General features: G+C 72.4%; 14 protein-coding genes. 8 read left to right on the top strand and 6 right to left on the bottom strand.

Annotation, left to right across the window (positions count from 1 at the left end):
• Window positions 1–256: 256 nt before the first annotated feature.
• The 5 genes from D7231_RS18095 (at window position 257) to D7231_RS18075 (ending at window position 8117) form a co-directional block, all read left to right on the top strand.
• A complete protein-coding gene (locus D7231_RS18095) occupies window positions 257–2215 on the top strand; it encodes a 2-oxoacid:acceptor oxidoreductase subunit alpha (protein WP_120756527.1) in 1959 nt (652 codons plus the stop codon).
• Window positions 2208–3257 carry a 2-oxoacid:ferredoxin oxidoreductase subunit beta gene (locus D7231_RS18090; RefSeq protein ID WP_120756526.1) on the top strand — a complete coding sequence of 350 codons (1050 nt, stop codon included), beginning with the start codon at window positions 2208–2210 and terminating at the stop codon, window positions 3255–3257. The genes D7231_RS18095 and D7231_RS18090 overlap by 8 nt, the downstream gene beginning before the upstream one ends.
• 123 nt (window positions 3258–3380) lie before the next feature.
• Window positions 3381–5381 carry an APC family permease gene (locus D7231_RS18085; protein WP_120756525.1) on the top strand — a complete coding sequence of 667 codons (2001 nt, stop codon included), beginning with the start codon at window positions 3381–3383 and terminating at the stop codon, window positions 5379–5381.
• Between the two features lie 186 nt (window positions 5382–5567).
• A complete protein-coding gene (gene rarD, locus D7231_RS18080) occupies window positions 5568–6629 on the top strand; it encodes an EamA family transporter RarD (RefSeq protein ID WP_120756524.1) in 1062 nt (353 codons plus the stop codon).
• A gap of 111 nt (window positions 6630–6740) precedes the next feature.
• On the top strand, window positions 6741–8117 hold the full coding sequence (locus D7231_RS18075; RefSeq protein WP_120756523.1) for a M28 family metallopeptidase: 1377 nt from the start codon (window positions 6741–6743) through the stop codon (window positions 8115–8117).
• Between the two features lie 64 nt (window positions 8118–8181).
• Here D7231_RS18075 and D7231_RS18070 read toward each other — a convergent pair whose 3' ends face one another.
• The 6 genes from D7231_RS18070 to D7231_RS18045 all read right to left on the bottom strand — a co-directional run bounded on the left by D7231_RS18070 (window position 8182) and on the right by D7231_RS18045 (window position 15748).
• Window positions 8182–9066 carry an ABC transporter permease gene (locus D7231_RS18070; RefSeq protein ID WP_120756522.1) on the bottom strand — a complete coding sequence of 295 codons (885 nt, stop codon included), beginning with the start codon at window positions 9064–9066 and terminating at the stop codon, window positions 8182–8184.
• On the bottom strand, window positions 9053–10012 hold the full coding sequence (locus D7231_RS18065; protein ID WP_120756521.1) for an ABC transporter ATP-binding protein: 960 nt from the start codon (window positions 10010–10012) through the stop codon (window positions 9053–9055). Before D7231_RS18065 ends, D7231_RS18070 begins: the two co-directional genes overlap by 14 nt.
• A gap of 50 nt (window positions 10013–10062) precedes the next feature.
• Window positions 10063–11334 (bottom strand): LolA family protein, encoded by a 1272-nt coding sequence (locus D7231_RS18060; protein ID WP_120756520.1) that lies wholly within the window; start codon window positions 11332–11334, stop codon window positions 10063–10065.
• 347 nt (window positions 11335–11681) lie between these two features.
• Window positions 11682–12692 carry a polyprenyl synthetase family protein gene (locus tag D7231_RS18055; RefSeq protein ID WP_120756519.1) on the bottom strand — a complete coding sequence of 337 codons (1011 nt, stop codon included), beginning with the start codon at window positions 12690–12692 and terminating at the stop codon, window positions 11682–11684.
• Between the two features lie 462 nt (window positions 12693–13154).
• Window positions 13155–14357 (bottom strand): FAD-dependent oxidoreductase, encoded by a 1203-nt coding sequence (locus D7231_RS18050; RefSeq protein WP_120756518.1) that lies wholly within the window; start codon window positions 14355–14357, stop codon window positions 13155–13157.
• 128 nt (window positions 14358–14485) lie between these two features.
• Complete coding sequence (locus D7231_RS18045; RefSeq protein WP_120756517.1) at window positions 14486–15748, bottom strand: carboxylate--amine ligase; 1263 nt, start codon at window positions 15746–15748, stop codon at window positions 14486–14488.
• 335 nt (window positions 15749–16083) lie between these two features.
• On the opposite strand from D7231_RS18045, the gene fahA reads away from it, so the two are divergent.
• From fahA to D7231_RS18030, 3 genes are all read left to right on the top strand, one after another.
• Entirely contained in the window at window positions 16084–17262 is a 1179-nt protein-coding gene (fahA, locus tag D7231_RS18040; RefSeq protein WP_120756516.1) for a fumarylacetoacetase, read from the top strand.
• The gene (locus D7231_RS18035) at window positions 17259–17921 is read left to right on the top strand and encodes a GOLPH3/VPS74 family protein (RefSeq protein WP_120756515.1); all 663 of its coding nucleotides are present in this window, start codon (window positions 17259–17261) and stop codon (window positions 17919–17921) included. Before fahA ends, D7231_RS18035 begins: the two co-directional genes overlap by 4 nt.
• Before the next feature lie 66 nt (window positions 17922–17987).
• Window positions 17988–18518, top strand: coding sequence for a hypothetical protein (locus D7231_RS18030; RefSeq protein ID WP_120756514.1), 531 nt, complete (start codon window positions 17988–17990; stop codon window positions 18516–18518).
• Window positions 18519–18624 lie beyond the last annotated feature (106 nt).

The raw sequence follows: 18624 nt of genomic DNA, 5'->3' as shown, positions 1-18624 counted from the left end.
CGACCGGCGGCCGCCCTGGTGAGAGGGGGTCGCCCGGCCGGAGACCTAGCACGAAAGACCTAGCACGGGCGGACCGGCGGGCCACGATCGACCGGACCCGCCAAATCCGCCCGTACCAGGACAAGTGGAAGCTCCACCCTCCGCTTCTTCTTGTGATCCATCCCAGGTAGGCAGGCCTTACCCACGTACGATGGCCGTGGGAACGCCGGTCGGGCACCACCATGTGCGCGCCGCCGCCAGAGGGAGGTCCGAAGCAGTGACCAGCCAGGTCAGCAGCCCGGCCGAACAGGCCGTACCAGCCGAGCAGCCGAGCGGGGCCGCGGCGGCTCCGACGCCCGTGGACGCGAGTCCGCCGTCGGCGAAGGAGGTGCGGCGGCTGGACAGGGTGATCATCCGGTTCGCGGGTGACTCCGGGGACGGCATGCAGCTGACGGGCGACCGTTTCACTTCGGAGACCGCCTCGTTCGGCAACGACCTCTCGACGCTGCCGAACTTCCCCGCCGAGATCCGGGCCCCCGCCGGGACCCTGCCGGGCGTCTCGTCCTTCCAGCTGCACTTCGCCGACCACGACATCCTCACCCCGGGCGACGCCCCGGACGTGCTGGTGGCGATGAACCCGGCCGCGCTGAAGGCCAACCTCGCGGACGTCCCCCGGGGCGGCGAGATCATCGTCAACACCGACGAGTTCGCCAAGCGCACCATGGCCAAGGTCGGCTACGCCACCAGCCCGCTGGAGGACGGCACCCTGGACGGGTACAACGTCCACCCCGTGCCGCTGACGACGCTGACGATCGAGGCGCTGAAGGATTTCGGGCTCTCCCGCAAGGAGGCCGAGCGCAGCAAGAACATGTTCGCGCTGGGCCTGCTGTCGTGGATGTACCACCGCCCGACGCAGAACACCGAGGACTTCCTGCGGAAGAAGTTCGCGAAGAAGCCGCAGATCGCCGAGGCCAACGTGGCGGCGTTCCGGGCCGGCTGGAACTTCGGTGAGACGACGGAGGACTTCGCCGTCTCCTACGAGGTCGCCCCCGCGACGTCCGCCTTCCCGGCCGGCACGTACCGGAACATCTCGGGGAACCTGGCCCTGTCGTACGGGCTGATCGCCGCCGCCCGGCAGGCGGACCTGCCCCTCTACCTGGGCTCGTACCCGATCACGCCGGCGTCCGACATCCTGCACGAGCTGTCGAAGCACAAGAACTTCGGCGTGCGCACCTTCCAGGCCGAGGACGAGATCGCCGGCATCGGTGCCGCACTGGGCGCGGCGTTCGGCGGCGCGCTGGCCGTGACCACGACGTCCGGCCCCGGCGTGGCGCTGAAGTCGGAGACGATCGGTCTCGCGGTGTCACTGGAACTGCCGCTGCTGATCGTCGACATCCAGCGCGGCGGCCCCTCCACCGGCCTGCCGACGAAGACCGAGCAGGCGGACCTGCTCCAGGCGATGTACGGGCGCAACGGCGAGGCGCCGGTGCCGATCGTGGCACCGAAGACGCCGGCGGACTGTTTCGACGCGGCGCTGGACGCGGCGCGGATCGCCCTGACCTACCGCACGCCGGTGTTCCTGCTGTCCGACGGCTATCTGGCCAACGGCTCGGAGCCGTGGCGGGTCCCCGAGCCCGACGAACTGCCCGACCTGCGGACCCGGTTCGCCACGGGCCCGAACCACACGCTGGCCGACGGCACCGAGGTGTTCTGGCCCTACAAGCGCGACCCGCAGACGCTGGCCCGCCCGTGGGCGGTGCCGGGCACGCCGGGGCTGGAGCACCGCATCGGCGGGATCGAGAAGCAGGACGGCACGGGCAACATCTCCTACGACCCGGCCAACCACGACTTCATGGTCCGCACCCGCCAGGCCAAGACCGACGGCGTGAGCGTCCCCGGCCTGGAGGTCGACGACCCCACGGGCGAGGCCGACACCCTCGTTCTGGGCTGGGGGTCGACCTACGGTCCGATCACCGCCGCGGTCCGCCGGGTGCGCACCGCCGGCGACCACATCGCCCAGGCGCACCTGCGTCACCTCAACCCCTTCCCCGCCAACCTCGGCGAGGTCCTGCGGCGCTACGAGAAGGTCGTGGTGCCGGAGATGAACCTCGGCCAGCTCGCCACCCTCATCCGGGCCCGCTATCTGGTCGACGTCCGCTCCCACACCCAGGTCAGCGGCATGCCCTTCAAGGCCGCCCAGCTCGCAGACGTGCTCAAGGAGGCCATCGATGACTGAGGCACTGAAGCTGGTGCCCAAGGCCGAAGCCCAGCAGACGATGAAGGACTTCAAGTCCGACCAGGAAGTCCGCTGGTGCCCCGGCTGCGGCGACTACGCCATCCTCGCCGCCGTCCAGGGCTTCATGCCCGAACTCGGCCTGGCCAAAGAGAACATCGTCTTCGTCTCCGGCATCGGCTGTTCCTCCCGCTTCCCGTACTACATGAACACGTACGGGATGCACTCCATCCACGGCCGCGCCCCCGCCATCGCCACCGGCCTGGCCACCAGCCGCCGCGACCTGTCGGTCTGGGTCGTCACCGGCGACGGCGACGCCCTCTCCATCGGCGGCAACCACCTCATCCACGCCCTGCGCCGCAACGTCAACCTCAAGATCCTGCTGTTCAACAACCGGATCTACGGCCTCACCAAGGGCCAGTACTCACCGACGTCGGAGACCGGGAAGATCACCAAGTCCACGCCCATGGGCTCCCTGGACGCACCGTTCAACCCCATCTCGCTGGCCATCGGCGCCGAAGCGTCCTTCGTGGCCCGCACGGTCGACTCCGACCGCAAGCACCTCACCGAGGTCCTGCGCCAGGCCGCCGGCCACCCCGGCACGGCGCTGGTGGAGATCTACCAGAACTGCAACATCTTCAACGACGGCGCCTTCGAGCCCCTCAAGGACCGCGAGCAGGCCAAGGAAGCCGTCATCCGCCTCGAACACGGGCAGCCCGTCCGCTTCGGCGCGGAGAACGACAAGGGCGTCGTCCGCGACCGGGCCACCGGCGACCTGAAGGTCATCACCGTCACCCCCGAGAACGAGGGCGACCTCCTGGTCCACGACGCGCACGCCGCGTCCCCGACCACCGCCTTCGCGCTGTCCCGCCTCGCCGACCCCGACACCCTGCACCAGACCCCCATCGGCGTCTTCCGCAGCGTCGACCGGCCCGTCTACGACACCCAGATGGCCGACCAGCTCGAAGCCGCCATCGTGCAGAAGGGCAAGGGCGACCTCGGCGCCCTCCTCGCCGGCAACGACACCTGGACGGTGGCCGGCTAGCCGCCACCGCACCGCGTCACCACACGCCGGACGGGCTGATGATTCAGCCCGTCCGGCGTTTTACGGGGCCGGGGCCCGGGGCGTCTCACGGCCGGAGGCCGGGGTAGCCGCTCTCATATGGGTATGGCCGACCCCGAAGTCACGCCCCCTCCCGCCGACCCCGGCGTCGCATCCCCTCCCGTCGTCCGCGACCGGCTCGCCTACCGCGTGAAGTGCCGGCTGCTCGGTCCGCCGCTCGTCACCGAGCAGCTCTCCCACGAGAAGCTCGGCAACCCCATGGCGCTCGGGGTGCTGGCCTCCGACTGCATCTCCTCCACCGCGTACGGCCCCGAGGAGATGCTGCGCATCCTCGTCCCCGTCGTCGGCGCCGCCGCGTTCACCCTGCTCATGCCGGTGACCGGCGCGATCCTGTTCGTGCTGCTGCTCCTGACGATCTCCTACCGCGACGTGGTGTCCGTGTACACGCGCGCGGGCGGCTCGTACGTCGTCGCCCGCGAGAACTTCGGGCCGCGCGTCGCCCAGATCGCCGCGGTCGCCCTGCTCGTCGACTACATCGTCACCGTCGCCGTGCAGACCGCGGCCGGCACGGACGCGCTCATCTCCCTGGCCCACCTCACGGGCGAGGGCTACACCGGCATCGACCACCTCAAGCTCCCCGTCACCATCGCCATCGTGGTGCTGCTGATGTACGGGAATCTGCGCGGGATCCGTGAGGCGGGGCGGGCGTTCGCGCTGCCCGCGTACCTCTTCATGCTCGCCGTCGCGCTGATGCTCGTCGTCGGCCTCGTCCGGGCGCTCGACGGCGGGCTGCCCCACGCCGACCTGCACGCCGCCGGGGTCGTACCGCTCGGCCGGGAGCACAGCGGCTGGCTCTACGGCGCCTCGCTGTTCATGGTGCTGCGCGCCTTCGCCAACGGCGGCTCCTCGCTGACCGGGCTGGAGGCCATCTCCAACAGCGTCTCCGTCTTCCGCACCCCCCAGGGCGTCAACGCGCGGCGGACGCTGACCGCCATGAGCTGCATCCTCGCCGTCATGGTGCTGGGCGTCTCCGCCCTCGCCCACTTCACGCACGCCGTCCCGTACGCGGACGGCAACCCGACCGTCATCGCCCAGGAGGCCGACATCGTCTTCGGCGACGGCTGGCTCGGCACGGCCGGGCTCGTCTACGTCCAGCTCGCGACCGCGCTCATCCTCTACACGGGGGCCAACACGCCCTTCACCGGCTTCCCCTTCCTCGCCAGCTTCGTCGCCGAGGACCGCTTCCTGCCCCGCAAGCTGACGCGGCGCGGGCACCGGCTCGCCTTCTCCGGCGGCATCATCTCCCTCACCGTCGTCGCACTCGCCCTGCTCCTGGTCACCGGCGCGAACGTCGACAAGCTCGTCGCGCTCTACGCGATCGGCGTCTTCACCGGCTTCACGATGGCCGCCGCCGGGATGACGGCCCACCACTGGCGGCGGCGCGAGAGCGCCTGGAAGATCTGGGCGAACCTGGCCGCGTCCGTGGTGTCCGCCCTCGTCGTCGTGATCTTCGCGATCACCAAGTTCACCGAGGGCGCGTGGCTGGTCGTCGTGGTCTTCCCGCTCGGGGTGTGGGCGCTCATCCGCATCAACCGCGAGTACCGGGAGGAGGCCGCGGCGCTGGAGGAGATGACGCCGCTCACCGACGACGAGCCGCGGTGGCGGCGGCACTTCGTGTACGTCCTGGTCGACGTCCTCGACCTCGCCACGGTCAAGGCGCTGCGGTACGCGCACGAGCTGCGGCCGGACCAGGTGCGGGCCCTGCACTTCGCCATCGACATGGAGCGGGCGCGGCGACTCGCGGCGCGGTGGGAGGAGCTGCCGGGCACGAACGTGCCGCTGGAGCTGGTCGAGTGCCCGGACCGGCGGCTGCGGCACGCGGTCGCGGGGCTCGCCGCACGCGTCACCGCCGACGGGACGACGGCCCTCACGCTCCTCGTCCCCCGCCGGACGTACGCCCGCCCCCTCTCCGCGCTCCTCCACACGGACTCGGGCGACGAACTCGCGAAGACGCTGCAACGGCTGCCGAACGTGGCGGTGACGGTGGTGCCGTTCGACGTGACGGTGGCGATGGAACGGATGCGGGAGCGGTCCCGCACGCCTTGAGGCGGGGAGGGCACCGCCGGTCCGGAGGGCCAAGGCCCGGCCCGTAGCCCCCGCAGGGGTTTCGGGAAGGGGCGGGTCAGGGGAAAGTCCCTCCGCCGCGGCGGTGATCAGCCACCGACCACGTCCCCGGCGGTGCCGGACCTCCTCCGCTACCTTCACAAGGACGCACCACACCTTGGAGGGGACATGCAAAAACCCGCACCACCACCCCGCACAGAAACCCGCAAGGGCCTCCTCTGCGCCTTCGCCGCCTACGGCCTCTGGGGCCTCTTCCCCCTCTACTGGCCCCTGCTCCACCCCTCCGGCGCCGCCGAGATCCTCGCCCACCGCATGGTGTGGTCCCTGATCGCCGTGCTGGCCGTCCTCGCCGTGACCCGCCGCTGGGCGTGGATACGCCCCCTGCTCCGGCAGCCCAAGCGCCTCGCCCTGATCGTCCTGTGCGCCGCCACGATCTCCGTGAACTGGGGCGTCTACATCTGGGGCGTCAATTCCGGGCACGTCGTGGAGACGTCGCTGGGCTACTTCATCAACCCCCTGGTGAGCATCGCCCTCGGCGTGGCCGTCCTGCGGGAGCGGCTGCGCCCCGCGCAGTGGGCGGCGGTCGGCGTCGGCGCGGCCGCCGTGATCGTGCTGTCGGTGGCGTACGGGCGGCTGCCGTGGATCGCGCTGGTGCTCGCGGCGTCGTTCGGCACGTACAGCCTGGTCAAGAAGCAGGTGGGGCTGGACGGGCTGGAGTCGATGGCGGCGGAGACGGCCGTGCAGTTCCTCCCCGCCGCGGGGTTCCTGGTGTTCCTGGGGGCGACGGGGCGCAGCACGTTCCTGTCCGCGGGCGCGGGGCACACGGCGCTGCTGATGTGCTCGGGGGCGATCACCGCGCTGCCGCTCATCCTGTTCGGCGCGGCCGCGGTGCGGCTGCCGCTGTCGGTGGTGGGGATGGTGCAGTACCTGGCGCCGACGTTCCAGTTCGTGCTGGGGCTGCTGGTGTTCCACGAGGGGATGCCGCCGGAGCGCTGGGCCGGCTTCGCGCTGGTGTGGCTCGCGCTGGCGCTGCTGACGTGGGACGCGCTGCGGACGGCGCGGCGCGGGCGGCTGGAGCTGCGGGCGGCGGAGGCCCGGGCTCGTACGCATGGTGCCGCGGCTGCGACCACGACCGCGGCTACGGCTACGGCTACGGCCCCAGGCGAGCGACTTAACACAGAAGTCACATCAGCCTCAGAGACACCAGAAGTCACAGCTCAGGGGCAGTAACCCGCCGCCCGATATCCGGAAACCGGCGTCCCGTGTCCGGAATCCGCCCTTGACGCTCTTTCAGGCCGCCCCCAACATCATGGCCACGTCAAATGGAGTTGGGAGCCCCCCATGCCTGAACTCAACGGACCAACCCTGCCCACCCACCCACCGAGATCCACGAGCCGCACCCGTCCGGCCGGCCTCCTGGCCACCGGCGCCGCGCTCGCGGCCACCCTGCTCGGCGTCGCCGCCGGCCCGGCCCTGGCGGTCCCCACCACCGCCTCGGCCCGGCCCGCCGTCGCCGCCGGACCCGACATCCCCGTCGCCAACATCAAGGCCCACCTCGCCCAGCTGCAGTCCATCGCCACGGCCAACGGCGGCAACCGCGCCCACGGCCGCAGCGGCTACAAGGCCTCGATCGACTACGTGAAGGGCAAGCTCGACGCCGCCGGGTTCACCACGACCGTGCAGCAGTTCACCACCGGCGGTTCCACCGGCTACAACCTCATCGCCGACTGGCCCGGCGGCGACGCGGACCACGTCGTCTTCGCCGGGGCCCACCTGGACTCCGTCTCCGCGGGGCCGGGCATCAACGACAACGGCTCCGGCTCGGCCGGCGTCCTCGAAACCGCGCTCGCCGTCGCCCGCGAGGGCTACAAGCCCGCCAAGCACCTGCGGTTCGGCTGGTGGGGCGCGGAGGAGCTCGGCATGCGCGGGTCGAGCTACTACGTCAACCAGCTGCCCGCCGGTGAGCGCGGGAAGATCGACGCGTACCTCAACTTCGACATGATCGGCTCGCCGAACCCGGGCTACTTCGTCTACGGCTACGACCAGAACCTCAAGGCCCTCTTCGAGAACTGGTTCGCCGCGAAGAACATCGCCACCGAGATCGACACCGAGGGCGACGGCCGCTCCGACCACGCGCCCTTCCAGCAGGCCGGCATACCCGTCGGCGGCCTCTTCAGCGGCGCGGACTACCGCAAGACGGCCGCTCAGGCCCAGAAGTGGGGCGGCACCGCGGGCCAGCCCTTCGACCGCTGCTACCACGCGTCGTGCGACACGTCGGCGAACATCAACGACAAGGCGCTCGACACCAACACCGACGCCATCGCGAGCGCGGTGTGGACGCTGAGCGGCGGCACGACCAACCCGCCGCAGGGGAAGGTCTTCGAGAGCAAGAGCCAGCTCCCGATCCCGGACGCGGGGCCGGCCGTCGAGTCGCCCGTGACGGTCTCCGGGCTGACGGGCAACGCCCCGTCCGCCCTCAAGGTCTCCGTCGACATCAAGCACACGTGGCGCGGTGACCTGGTCGTCGACCTCGTCGGACCGAGCGGGCGCGCGTACCGCCTGAAGGACTCCAGCGGCAACGACTCCGCGCACGACGTCATCGCCACGTACACGGTGGACGCCTCGTCGGAGCCCGCGAACGGCACGTGGAAACTCCGCGTCCAGGACATCGCGGCGCAGGACAGCGGCCAGCTGAACAGCTGGAAGCTCAGCTTCTAGGCACGCGCTTGCCGGGCCTCGCCGACGAACCCCTCACCGGCGAGGCCCGTGCCGCGAAAAACCGTTACGCCGTCACGTCCTTCGACGTGAACCTCGCCCACGCCGCCGAGCCGAACACCGCCGCGTACAGCGCCTGCAAGCCCACGTTGTCCAGGAGCTGGTCCCAGTAGACGGGTGCGCGCAGCAGGTCCGCGAAGCTCAGCCAGTAGTGCGGGAAGAGGTACGGCTGGACCGCGTGCAGCTGCGGGAACTGGTCGACGATCTGCGCCGTGATCAGCAGCCCCACCGTCGTGGCCATCGCCGCTATCCCGCTGTTGGTGAGCGTGGAGACGAACAGCCCGAGCGCGGCTATGCCCACCAGCGACAGCGCCACCGCCCCGGCGACCGCCAGCGCCCGCAGCAGCCCCTCCCCGAAGGAGACGGTCACCCCGCTGATCAGGGTGACGTCGCCGAGCGGGAAGAGGATCGCGCCGACGGCGAGCGCGGAGGCGGCCACGGTCAGCGTCGCCGCGCAGCAGAACGCGAGCGTCGCCGAGAACTTGGCGAGCAGCAGCCGCGTGCGGCCGGCAGGGGCGACGAGGAGGTACCGCAGCGTGCCGGAGCTCGCCTCGCCCGCCACCGAGTCGCCCGCGACCACGCCGACGGCCATCGGCAGGAAGAACGGCAGGGTCGCGGCGAGGGAGGTGAAGACCAGGAAGAGGCCGTTGTTGGTGACCTGGGAGATGAACGCCGGCCCGCCTCCCCCGTGCCCGGCCGCGCCGCCGTCGTCCGTCTCCATCTTCACGGCGATGCCGACCAGGACGGGAACGGCCGCCAGGACGCCCAGCAGCGCGATCGTGCGCCACCGCCGGAACACCGTCCCCACTTCGCTGCGGAAGAGCGACAGCGCCCACAGCGGGCTGGGCGCGGCCCGCCCCGCGGCTGCCGTGGTGAGCTCAGCCTGCGACATCGAATCCCTCTCCGGTGAGTGCGACGAAGGCGTCCTCCAGGGAGGCCCGGGCGGTGCCGAAGGAGCGGACGCGGACCCCGGCCCGCACGAGGGCGGCGTTGAGCTCGGCGAGCTCCGGGACCGCGGCGGGCAGTTCGCCGGTGACGCGGTCGTCGTCGACGGTGAGGTCGTTCACGCCGTGCTCCTTGAGCACGCGGACGGCCTCCGCCGTGTCGGGCGTGGTGACGGCCAGCCTGCCGCGCGCGGAGGAGGCCAGCTCGGCCACCGTGCCCTGGGTCAGGAGGCGGCCCTGGGCCATCACGGCGGCGTGCGTGCAGACCTGCTCGATCTCGTCCAGCAGGTGCGAGGAGAGGAAGACCGTGGTGCCCTCGGAGGCGAGGCCGCGCACCAGGGTGCGGATCTCGCGCATGCCCTGCGGGTCGAGGCCGTTGGTGGGCTCGTCGAGCACCAGCAGCTCGCGGGGCTGGAGGAGCGCCGCGGCCAGGCCCAGCCGCTGCTTCATGCCGAGGGAGTACGCGCGGGCCTTCTTGCCCGCCGCGGCGACCAGCCCCACCCGGTCCAGGGCGGCGTCCACCCGGGCCCGCCGGGTGCGCGGGTCGGCCGTCGGATCGGCCGCGTCGAACCGCAGGAGGTTGTCGCGGCCGGTGAGGAAGCCGTAGAGGGCGGGCCCCTCGATCAGCGCGCCCACCCGGGGCAGCACGCGCCGCCCGGCCCGCGGCATCTCCTCGCCGAGGACGCGCGCGGTGCCGGACGTCGGCTCGATCAGCCCCATCAGCATGCGGATGGTCGTGGTCTTGCCGGAGCCGTTGGGGCCGAGGAAGCCGAAGACGCTGCCGCGCGGCACGACGAGGTCGAGCCGGTCGACGGCGAGCTGCCCGCCCCTGTAGCGCTTGGTGAGCGCGTGGGTGGCTATCGCCGGTTCCCCGGCGGCGGACAGCGCCTCCATCGGGCCTCCCCCTTGCGGTGTGCTTCGCGTGCCGCTGCGGCCCGCTGCGACTACTTCGACGCGGCCTTGATCAGCGCGTCCTTGGTGACGGCGCCCACGTAGACCTTGCCGTCGTCCGTGACCAGGGCGTTGACCAGGCGGGTGCTGAAGACGTGGCCCGAGCCGAAGGAGCCCGAGACCTTGCTGCCGAGGCTGTCGAGCAGGGCGCCGGCCGGGCCGGCGTCCTTGGAGCCCTTCGCGCCCGAGCCCGAGCCCACGCCGCCGGGCGCCTTGAGCTCGGCTATCGACGTCCAGCTCTTGCCCAGCACGTTCATGCCGGAGAGGTCGGGCGCGCCGTCCCGGCCGTGGCCGCCCTCGGCCCCCTTGCCGCCCTTGGCGTCCTTGCCGCCCTTGCCGTCCGCCTTGTCCTCGGTGACCTTCGCGCCCTTCGGCGGCTTGAAGTCGAAGGTGTCCGCGGCGGGCTTGCCGAAGCCGACCTTGGTGAACGCCGCGTCCACGACGGCCTTGCCGCCGCCCTTCGGGCTGAGCGTGAACTTCAGCGGCACGCCGTTCTGAGCGTCCACCGCGATCCGCACCGCGCCGACCGTCGTCTCGGCCGCCTTGGGCTTGATGACGAGCTGGTAGGCGTCGCGGCCGGCGACCTTGGCCGTGCCGTCGACCGTCACCGACGTGGAGTCGTCGACCGCGGCGAGCGTCTTCTTGGCGAGCTCCTGCGGCGAGGCGCCGCGCAGCTCCTGCGGGGCCTCGTTGCCGCCGTGCGCGTCCTTGGGGGCGGTGGAGTGGTGGACGGTGTTGCTCTTGCTGTCGTACGCCCAGACCTGGTCGCCGTTGCGGATCAGGCTGTACTCCGCGGCGCGCTCCACGATCGACAGGCGCTGCTTGTCCGGGCCGTCGGCGGCGACCCGCAGCGTGTGCGTACCGGAGGCGAGCTCGGTGAGCTTGGCCTGCGGGGAGGTGTCCGCCCCGGCGTCCTTGCCGGCGGAGCCGTGGCCCGCCTTGCCGCCGCCCGGGGCGTCGCCCAGCGAGAGGCCGGACGGCAGCGAGGGCAGGCCCAGGTCGGTGGTGACCTTGACGGTGCCGGACAGCTGCTGCGCGTCCGACTTCGCCATCTTGGCTATCAGGTCCTGCGCGCTGATCTTCGGCAGATCCGGGTCGCCGCTGCTCGCGAGCGCGGTGCCGATGCCGATCGACGCCGCGGCGACGCCCGCCACCGCGACCGGGACGGCGTAGCGGACGGCCCTGCGGCGGCCGTGCGGCCGCCGGGTGCCTTCCCCGGTGCCGGCCGTCCCGTCGGATCCGTGGGTCGGTTCGATGCGTGCCATGTCCTCTACCTCCGTCGTCGGCGGCGGTCTCGACCTGTCGTGCACTCGCCACCCCCCACGGCTCATTGTGAGCCCGGCCGCTCGGTGGTGGAGCCGTGGAAACCGGAGGAATCCGGGGTTTTCTCCCCGGCGTCTTTCCGTCATTCCCTCTGCCTCGAGACACTTCGATTCCACCAGACGCCGCCTGTCGGGTCATCAGTCGACAGGATCAAGTCCGTGTACCTCTTGGGTAGGACATCCCCTACGGGCACACCAACTTTCGGGTGGAACAGCACGCCGATCGGCGTATCCGTCACGCGACGCGGGCGGCGCGGGCGGTACGGACGGCGCGGGCAGCACAGGCAGGGTCAGCCCGCGCGGTGCACCACCGCGTCGCAGAGGTTCTCCAGCGCGGCCTTGGCGTAGCACTCGGGCAGCGGGGCCAGCACGGCCCGCGCCTCCTCCGCGTACCGCACGGTGTCGCGGCGGGCCTGCTCCAGGGCGGGGTGGACGCGCAGCCGGCGCAGCACCTCGGCGTGGAGGGCGTCGTCGGTGAGGTCGCCGTCGAGCATCTCGCACAGTTCGAGGTCGGCGGCCGAGCCGGTGGCGGCGGCCTGGGCGCGCAGGTGCAGGACCGGCAGGGTGGCGATGCCCTCGCGCAGGTCGGTGCCGGGGGTCTTGCCGGACTCGTGGGAGTCGCTGGCGATGTCGAGGACGTCGTCGGCGAGCTGGAAGGCGATGCCGAGGCGCTCGCCGTAGTGGGTCAGGATGTCGACCGTGCGCTCGTCGGCGCCGGACATCATCGCGCCGTACCGCCCGGAGACGGCGACCAGCGAGCCGGTCTTGCCGGCGAGGACGTCCAGGTAGTGCTCGATGGGGTCGCGGCCGTCGCGCGGCCCGGCGGTCTCCAGGATCTGGCCGGTGACCAGCCGCTCGAAGGCCTCGGCCTGGATGCGGACGGCCTCGGGGCCGAGGTCGGCCAGTATGTGCGAGGCGCGGGCGAAGAGGAAGTCGCCGGTCAGGACCGCCACGGAGTTGCCCCAGCGGGCGTTGGCGCTCTCGACGCCGCGCCGCTTCTCGGCCTCGTCCATGACGTCGTCGTGGTAGAGCGTGGCCAGGTGGGTGAGCTCGACGACGACCGCGGACGGCACGACGCCGGGGGCGTAGGGGTCACCGAACTGGGCGGCGAGCATCACCAGCAGTGGCCGGAAACGCTTCCCCCCGGCCCGCACGAGGTGCTGTGCGGCCTCGGTGATGAAGGGCACGCCGCTCTTGGTGGCCTCCAGGAGGCCCTCCTCGACAGCTGCCAGTCCCGCCTGGACATCGGCTTCAAGAGCCTGGTCCCGCACGCTCAGCCCGAAAGGCCCGACGACGGTCACGAGGGGTACTCCTGTCTGCCTGCGAACACGGGGTTTGTCGATGTGTCGCTGTCTCCACCGAAAGTCAGCGTATCCGGTCGGCTCTGGATCACCGTGGCCACCCGTCCGGGTTGCGCTGCCGAGGGCTCTGCCCGGGCCTCCGTCGCGGCCGGTGTACGGGGCGCTCGGGGCCCGTTGCGCGATTCAGCGAGTGCGACCTGTTCTGTGCCCCGCGGCGCCCTTGGTCACCCCACGGCGAGCCCTGCCGGGCGGATCCCGTCCCCCGAATTTCAGCCACCCGCAGCCGCGCCGGAGCGCCGGGCCGGGCCCGCGGTGGCCGCGCAGGGCGCCGCCCGGCCCGGCACGGTGCGGTGCGCCGCCGCGCGGACAACCACCGACAAGGCGCCCGGCGGTGCCGGGCGCCTTGTCGGTGGTCACGCACCGCTGCGGCGGGGTTTCCCGCGGCCCGGGCCCGGCCCGGGGTTACGGCAGGGCCCCCACCGCCCTCGCCAGCCGCGGAGAGGCGTACTCCGTGCCGCAGACGAACCGCATGACCGGGCCGTAGCTCGCCGCGGCCGGCAGGCCCGTGAAGAACAGGCCCGGCACGGACGCGCGGTAGCCCGGGCCGAGCCGGGGACCGCCCGCGCCGACGGCGAGCCTGGTGCGCAGGCCGTGGCCGAGGAAGTCCATGGCCGCAAGGTCGACGCGGTAGCCGGTCGCCGCGATGACGTGGTCGGCGGCGAGCTCGCCCGCGCTCGCGCCGTCCGGGCCGATGAGGTCGAGGACGGGGCGGCCCTGCTCGACCCGGGCCGAGCCGATCCGCGTGCCCTCCGAGACGTGCACCCGCCCGATGAAGCGGTCCCGCAGCCACCAGGCGCCGAGGGGGCCGAGCACGCGCCCCACCAGGAACCGGCGGGCCGGCGCCGGAAGATGGCGGAACCCGTCGGCGTGGTACGAGAACGCGTACAGCGACCAGGCCCGGCCGAACGGCGTGTCCGGCTTCAGCCGCGGCTGCCCGTCCGGCGCCGCGCCGAAACGGACCGCACCCTTCCGGCGGGCGACCACCCGGACCGACGCCGCCCCGGCGTCGGCGAGCAGCACGGCCGTCTCCAGCGCCGACTGCCCGGCGCCGACGACCACCACCTCGCGCCCCGCGAACCGCGTCAGGTCCCGGTGCTGCGAGCTGTGCGAGACCGGGCCCACGACGGACGGGCCGTCCGGGACGGCCGCGGCCAGCTCGGGCGGGAGCTGGGCCAGCCCGCTGAGACCGCTGGCGATCACCACCGCGCGGGCGGCGAACTGCTCCCCGGAGTCGAGCTTCAGCTCGAAGTCCGCGGCGCGCCGGTCCACCGACACCACGCGCACCTGCTCCAGCTCCGGCACCAGGCGCTCCTGGAACCACAGGCCGTAGCGCGAGAAGGCCTCGACCGGGATGGTGTCCCAGTCCGATTCGAAGCGCCGCTCGCCGGTCTCCCGGCAGAAGTCGAGCAGGGTGTGCCCCGGCTGCGGGGCGTCGATGCTGGAGGCCGAGGGGGTGGATTTGAGAATCATCCCAGCGGGCATGTTCTCGCGCCAGCTCACCATCGGCGAGCCGAAGACGCGGGTCCCTATCCCGCGGGCCCGCAGATGGGCGGCGGTCGACAGACCGTACGGGCCGGCCCCGATGACTGCTACGGGAAGTGTCACGAGTCCCCTCCCAGGGCGTTCCTCACTGGCTGCTCATTGCTCGGTACTCGTTGGTCGTTACGCGCTGATCGCTACTCACCGGTTCGCTACTCACCGGTGAACTGGGTCGGTTGTTCGGCGACGGAAAGTCATTCGGCGACGGACGCGGCGGCCCGCCTGGAGCGCCACATCTGCCACAGATGCCGCACACCCGGCCGTACGAACCGGGCGAGCATGGTGAAGAACGGCTTCATGTCGTCCCTCGCGACCCAGGCCAGCTCCGTGCTGCTGGGGCGCGCGGGCGCGTGCGGGGTGGTGTAGCCGCTGCGGCGGTACGCGGCGAGCGCGGGCAGGTCGATGTTCTCCACGACGAACCGTCGCCCGGCCGGCTGCTCGCCCTCCGGGACCCTCCGCCCGGTCAGGTCGAGGTGCTGGGCCCGGACGACGTCCACGCCCGACTCGCTCTCGAAGAGCCGGAACTGCGCGCCCATCCGGGGGTTGAAGTCCAGCAGCTTGTACCGCCCGTCGCGGCGGTCGAACCGCCAGTCCAGGTCAATGATCCCGCTGAAGCCGATCTGCTTGATGAACTGGGCCGTCATATCGGCCAGTTCGGGATTGTCCACGACGTAGGCGTTGGCGGTCATGCCCGCGTGCGGCGGCCAGGAGCGCACCTTCACGCCCGTGAACATCGCCAGCGGCGTGCTCTCGGCGTCGAAGTACGCGTGGACGATCCAGTCCTCCGCCTGCTCGCGGGGGAGGTACTCCTGGAGGATCACGCCGGGCGACGGGCCCCAGTCCTGCGCCAGCCGCAACAGCTCGCGCGGCCCGTGGATCCGGGTGGTGCCGTGCACAGCGGGCTTGCGGCGGCGCTCGAACGCCTCCCGGTTCTTGGCGACGAGGGGGAAGCGGACGCGCTCCGCGAACTCCTCGATCTCCTCGAACGACGCCGGGAACAGGGCCTCCGGCGACGGCACGCCGTGCTCCACGCAGAGCTCGTGCAGCCCCTGCTTGCTCGCCAGCCGCCGCGGCAACTCCGGCTCCACCCGCGGGAAGAGGAAGCTCCCGGACAGCTCCGCGGAGTGCTCCGCGATGAGCACCGCGGCCTCTTCGTCGGTGGGGATCAGCACGGCCGGCCGGCCGATCTCGCGGCCGATCCGCAGCAGGCCCTCGACCAGCTCGGCGGGCTGTTCCGTGCCCGTCGTCCGCCAGACGAAGCCGCCGCGGAGATAGCGGGAGACGGCCGCCGGGGTCCAGCGGTCCTCCGTGATGGCGTACATGGGGACGCCGAGTCTGCCGAGGCTGCGGATCGCGCCCACCCCGCCGTGATGCAGGGGATAGTCGCCGATCTTCACGATCAGTCCCGGAACGGACCGGTCCGCCGCGATGGGCGTGCTCCTGCTCGCCACCAGCATCCCCCTCGGCCCCTCAGCCGCAGCGGCCCCCCACTGTGCCTGGCCCGATTAAGGACGCTACTTCGGAATCGCCGCTTCCAGCAAGGAATTACCGGATATTGCAACGCTCTTTAGCCGAAGGCCGGACGGCGGTTCGGACAGCGGTTCGGAGGCCGGTCCGCGTGGGCTGCGGGCAGCCGTTCGGGGCGCCGCGCGGGGGCTCTCCCGGCCCCCTGCGCAAGGGCCCTCCTGACACCCCTTGCCTGGCGGCCATCAGCACGTAATGTGGGCCGCGGGCCCCCACCCGGGCCCCACCGGCTTCCCGGAGCGTCCAGGAGAGAGCGAGGCAGCGTTCCATGCCCCAGCACAGCCCCCGCGAGCTGCCCGAAGGCGACCCCTTCGGCGCGGACACCCTCCCGTACGGCGTCTTCACCACCGCCGACGCCCCGGACCGCCCCCGCATCGGCGTCCGCTACGGCGACTCCGTCCTCGACGCGGCGGCCGCCGCGGCCGCGCACGGCTCCGCGCACGCCGGGCTGCTGGCGGCCCCGACGCTCAACCCCCTCCTGGCCGCCGGCCGGCCCGTCTGGCGGGCCGTACGCGCCGAGGTGCGCTCCTGGCTGGCCGACGGGCCCTTCCACCCGCTCTCCGAGGTGACGCTGCACCTGCCGTTCGAGGTCGCCGACTACGTCGACTTCTACTCCAGCGAGCACCACGCCACCAACGTCGGCCGCATCTTCCGCCCCGACGGCGACGCCCTCACGCCGAACTGGAAGCACCTGCCGATCGGTTACCACGGCCGCGCCGGCACCGTCGTCGTCAGCGGCACCGACGTCGTGCGCCCCCAGGGCCAGCGCAAGGCCCCCGCCGACGCGCTCCCCTCCTTCGGCCCCTCGCGCCGCCTCGACATCGAGGCCGAGGTCGGCTTCGTCGTCGGCACGCCCGCGAACGCCCCGGTCGGCCTCGCGGACTTCCGCGAGCACGTCTTCGGCGTCTGCCTCGTCAACGACTGGTCGGCCCGCGACCTCCAGGCGTGGGAGTACGTGCCCCTCGGCCCGTTCCTCGGCAAGTCCTTCGCCACCTCGGCCTCGGCGTGGATCACCCCGCTCGACGCCTTCGACGAGGCCCGCACGGCGCCGCCGGAGCGCACCCACCCGCTCCTGCCCTACCTCGACGACTCCGCGGCCGAACCGGGCGGCCTCGACCTGCACATCGAGGTGAGCATCAACGGCGAGACGGTCTCCCGGCCGCCGTTCTCCGCCATGTACTGGACCGCGGCGCAGCAGCTGGCGCACATGACGGTCAACGGCGCCACCCTGCGCACCGGCGACCTCTACGCCTCCGGCACGGTCAGCGGCCCCGAGCCGGACCAGCTGGGCTGCCTCCTCGAACTGACCGCGGGCAAGGGCCCGTGGCTGGAGGACGGCGACGAGGTCACGCTCACGGCCTGGGCGCCCGGCCCCGGCGGCGCGCGGATCGGCCTCGGCGAGGTCACCGGCCGCATCCTCCCGGCCCATGGCACCGTGACGCCATGACCGGCGGCGCCCCGGCCCTGCTGCTCCCCGAGGAACTGCTGCTGCTCTGCTTCGACCCGGTCAGCGGGCGCAAGCTGATGCGCGCCGGCCGCTCCTCGGCGTACGGCGTCGCCGGGGCGGCGCTGGTCGAACTGCGGCTCACCGGGCGGGTCGTGGAGGAGGGCGGCCGGCTGCACGTGACGAACCCGCTGCCGCCGGAGGACCCGCTGCTGGCCATGGCGATGGCGAGCCTGCCGCAGCCCGGGAAGGGCCGCGGCGGCCCGCGCACGACCGCCTGGGTGCGGAGCGCGTCGCGGCACCTCGAAGAGCCGTGGCTGGCCCGGCTCGCGGAGAAGGGCGCGCTGCGCCTCGAAACGCGCCGCTTCCTCGGCGTCGTTCCGTACCGCCGCGATGCCATCGGCCCGGTGGACCTGACGACGGAGGCGCGGGAGCGCTTCAAGCTGGCCCGGCGCGGGGGCTTCGCCGATCCGCGCGCCCGCGCGCTCGCCGCGCTGGCGTCCGCCATCGGCATATCGGGGGCCCTGTACCCCGGCTGGCGCGGGCTGGAGGACCGGCAGGCCATGCGCCGGCTCGTACGTCAGGACTGGGCGGCGCGGGCCGTGCACAAGAACGTGATGCGCGACAGCTCGGACGGCGGCGGCGGAGGCGGCGCGGGCTGAGTCCTCCCGGAGCGGCGGATCAGGGCTGCTAACTTGTCATGCCCTGAACCAGCCTTAAGGAGAGACGTGCGCAAGGCAGTACAGATCACGGGGGCGGCGCTCTGCGCCGCTGTGCTGATGACCGGTTGCAGCAGCGGGAGCGACGGCGGCAAGAAGGACGACAAGCCGGTCGGGGGCGCCACGCCGACCTCCCAGGCCCCGGCGGAGCAGCCGTCCTCGCCGGCCACGGACGCCGGCGGGCAGCGCGCGACGGCGGCCGGCCTCGCGGGCGGCTGGTCGAACAACGGCAAGCTCACCGACAAGAGCCTCCTCATCCTGGTGTTCACCCAGAACACGGTGACGCTCAGCGGGAAGACCGCCTGCTCGGGCACGCTCGTCGACAACGCGCAGCCGGCGACGATCACCATCAAGCACTGCCAGGACGGCAGCACGGACTACAGCACGGGCACCATCAAGGACTTCGACGGCACGTCCTTCACCGTGGCCTGGGCCTCCGGCAAGCAGGAGAAGATGAGCAAGACCGTCGGCGCCGACGGCAAGCCGACCGGCGTCGCCGGCGGCATCGCGGGCGGCCTGCCCACCAAGGCCAAGGGCTGAACCCCGCCGTACGCGTGCCGCTGCCCGGCAACCGGGGAGGGTTGCCGGGCAGCGGCACATGTACAGAAGACGGGTCCGCGCTTCCGCGCGCACGGCAGCGCCACCG

Source organism: Streptomyces klenkii, from assembly GCF_003626645.1.
Classification (GTDB): Bacteria; Actinomycetota; Actinomycetes; order Streptomycetales; family Streptomycetaceae; genus Streptomyces; species Streptomyces klenkii.
This window is presented reverse-complemented; position numbering and strand designations above follow the sequence as displayed.

What these genes read in the sequence shown, in the direction of transcription:
- fahA (WP_120756516.1), top strand. Translation starts at nt 16,084, where the DNA reads ATGCCCCAGCACAGCCCCCGCGAGCTGCCCGAAGGCGACCCCTTCGGC.
- D7231_RS18085 (WP_120756525.1), top strand. Translation starts at nt 3,381, where the DNA reads ATGGCCGACCCCGAAGTCACGCCCCCTCCCGCCGACCCCGGCGTCGCA.
- D7231_RS18035 (WP_120756515.1), top strand. Translation starts at nt 17,259, where the DNA reads ATGACCGGCGGCGCCCCGGCCCTGCTGCTCCCCGAGGAACTGCTGCTG.
- D7231_RS18070 (WP_120756522.1), bottom strand. Translation starts at nt 9,066, where the DNA reads ATGTCGCAGGCTGAGCTCACCACGGCAGCCGCGGGGCGGGCCGCGCCC.
- D7231_RS18075 (WP_120756523.1), top strand. Translation starts at nt 6,741, where the DNA reads ATGCCTGAACTCAACGGACCAACCCTGCCCACCCACCCACCGAGATCC.
- D7231_RS18045 (WP_120756517.1), bottom strand. Translation starts at nt 15,748, where the DNA reads ATGCTGGTGGCGAGCAGGAGCACGCCCATCGCGGCGGACCGGTCCGTT.
- D7231_RS18065 (WP_120756521.1), bottom strand. Translation starts at nt 10,012, where the DNA reads ATGGAGGCGCTGTCCGCCGCCGGGGAACCGGCGATAGCCACCCACGCG.
- rarD (WP_120756524.1), top strand. Translation starts at nt 5,568, where the DNA reads ATGCAAAAACCCGCACCACCACCCCGCACAGAAACCCGCAAGGGCCTC.
- D7231_RS18060 (WP_120756520.1), bottom strand. Translation starts at nt 11,334, where the DNA reads ATGGCACGCATCGAACCGACCCACGGATCCGACGGGACGGCCGGCACC.
- D7231_RS18090 (WP_120756526.1), top strand. Translation starts at nt 2,208, where the DNA reads ATGACTGAGGCACTGAAGCTGGTGCCCAAGGCCGAAGCCCAGCAGACG.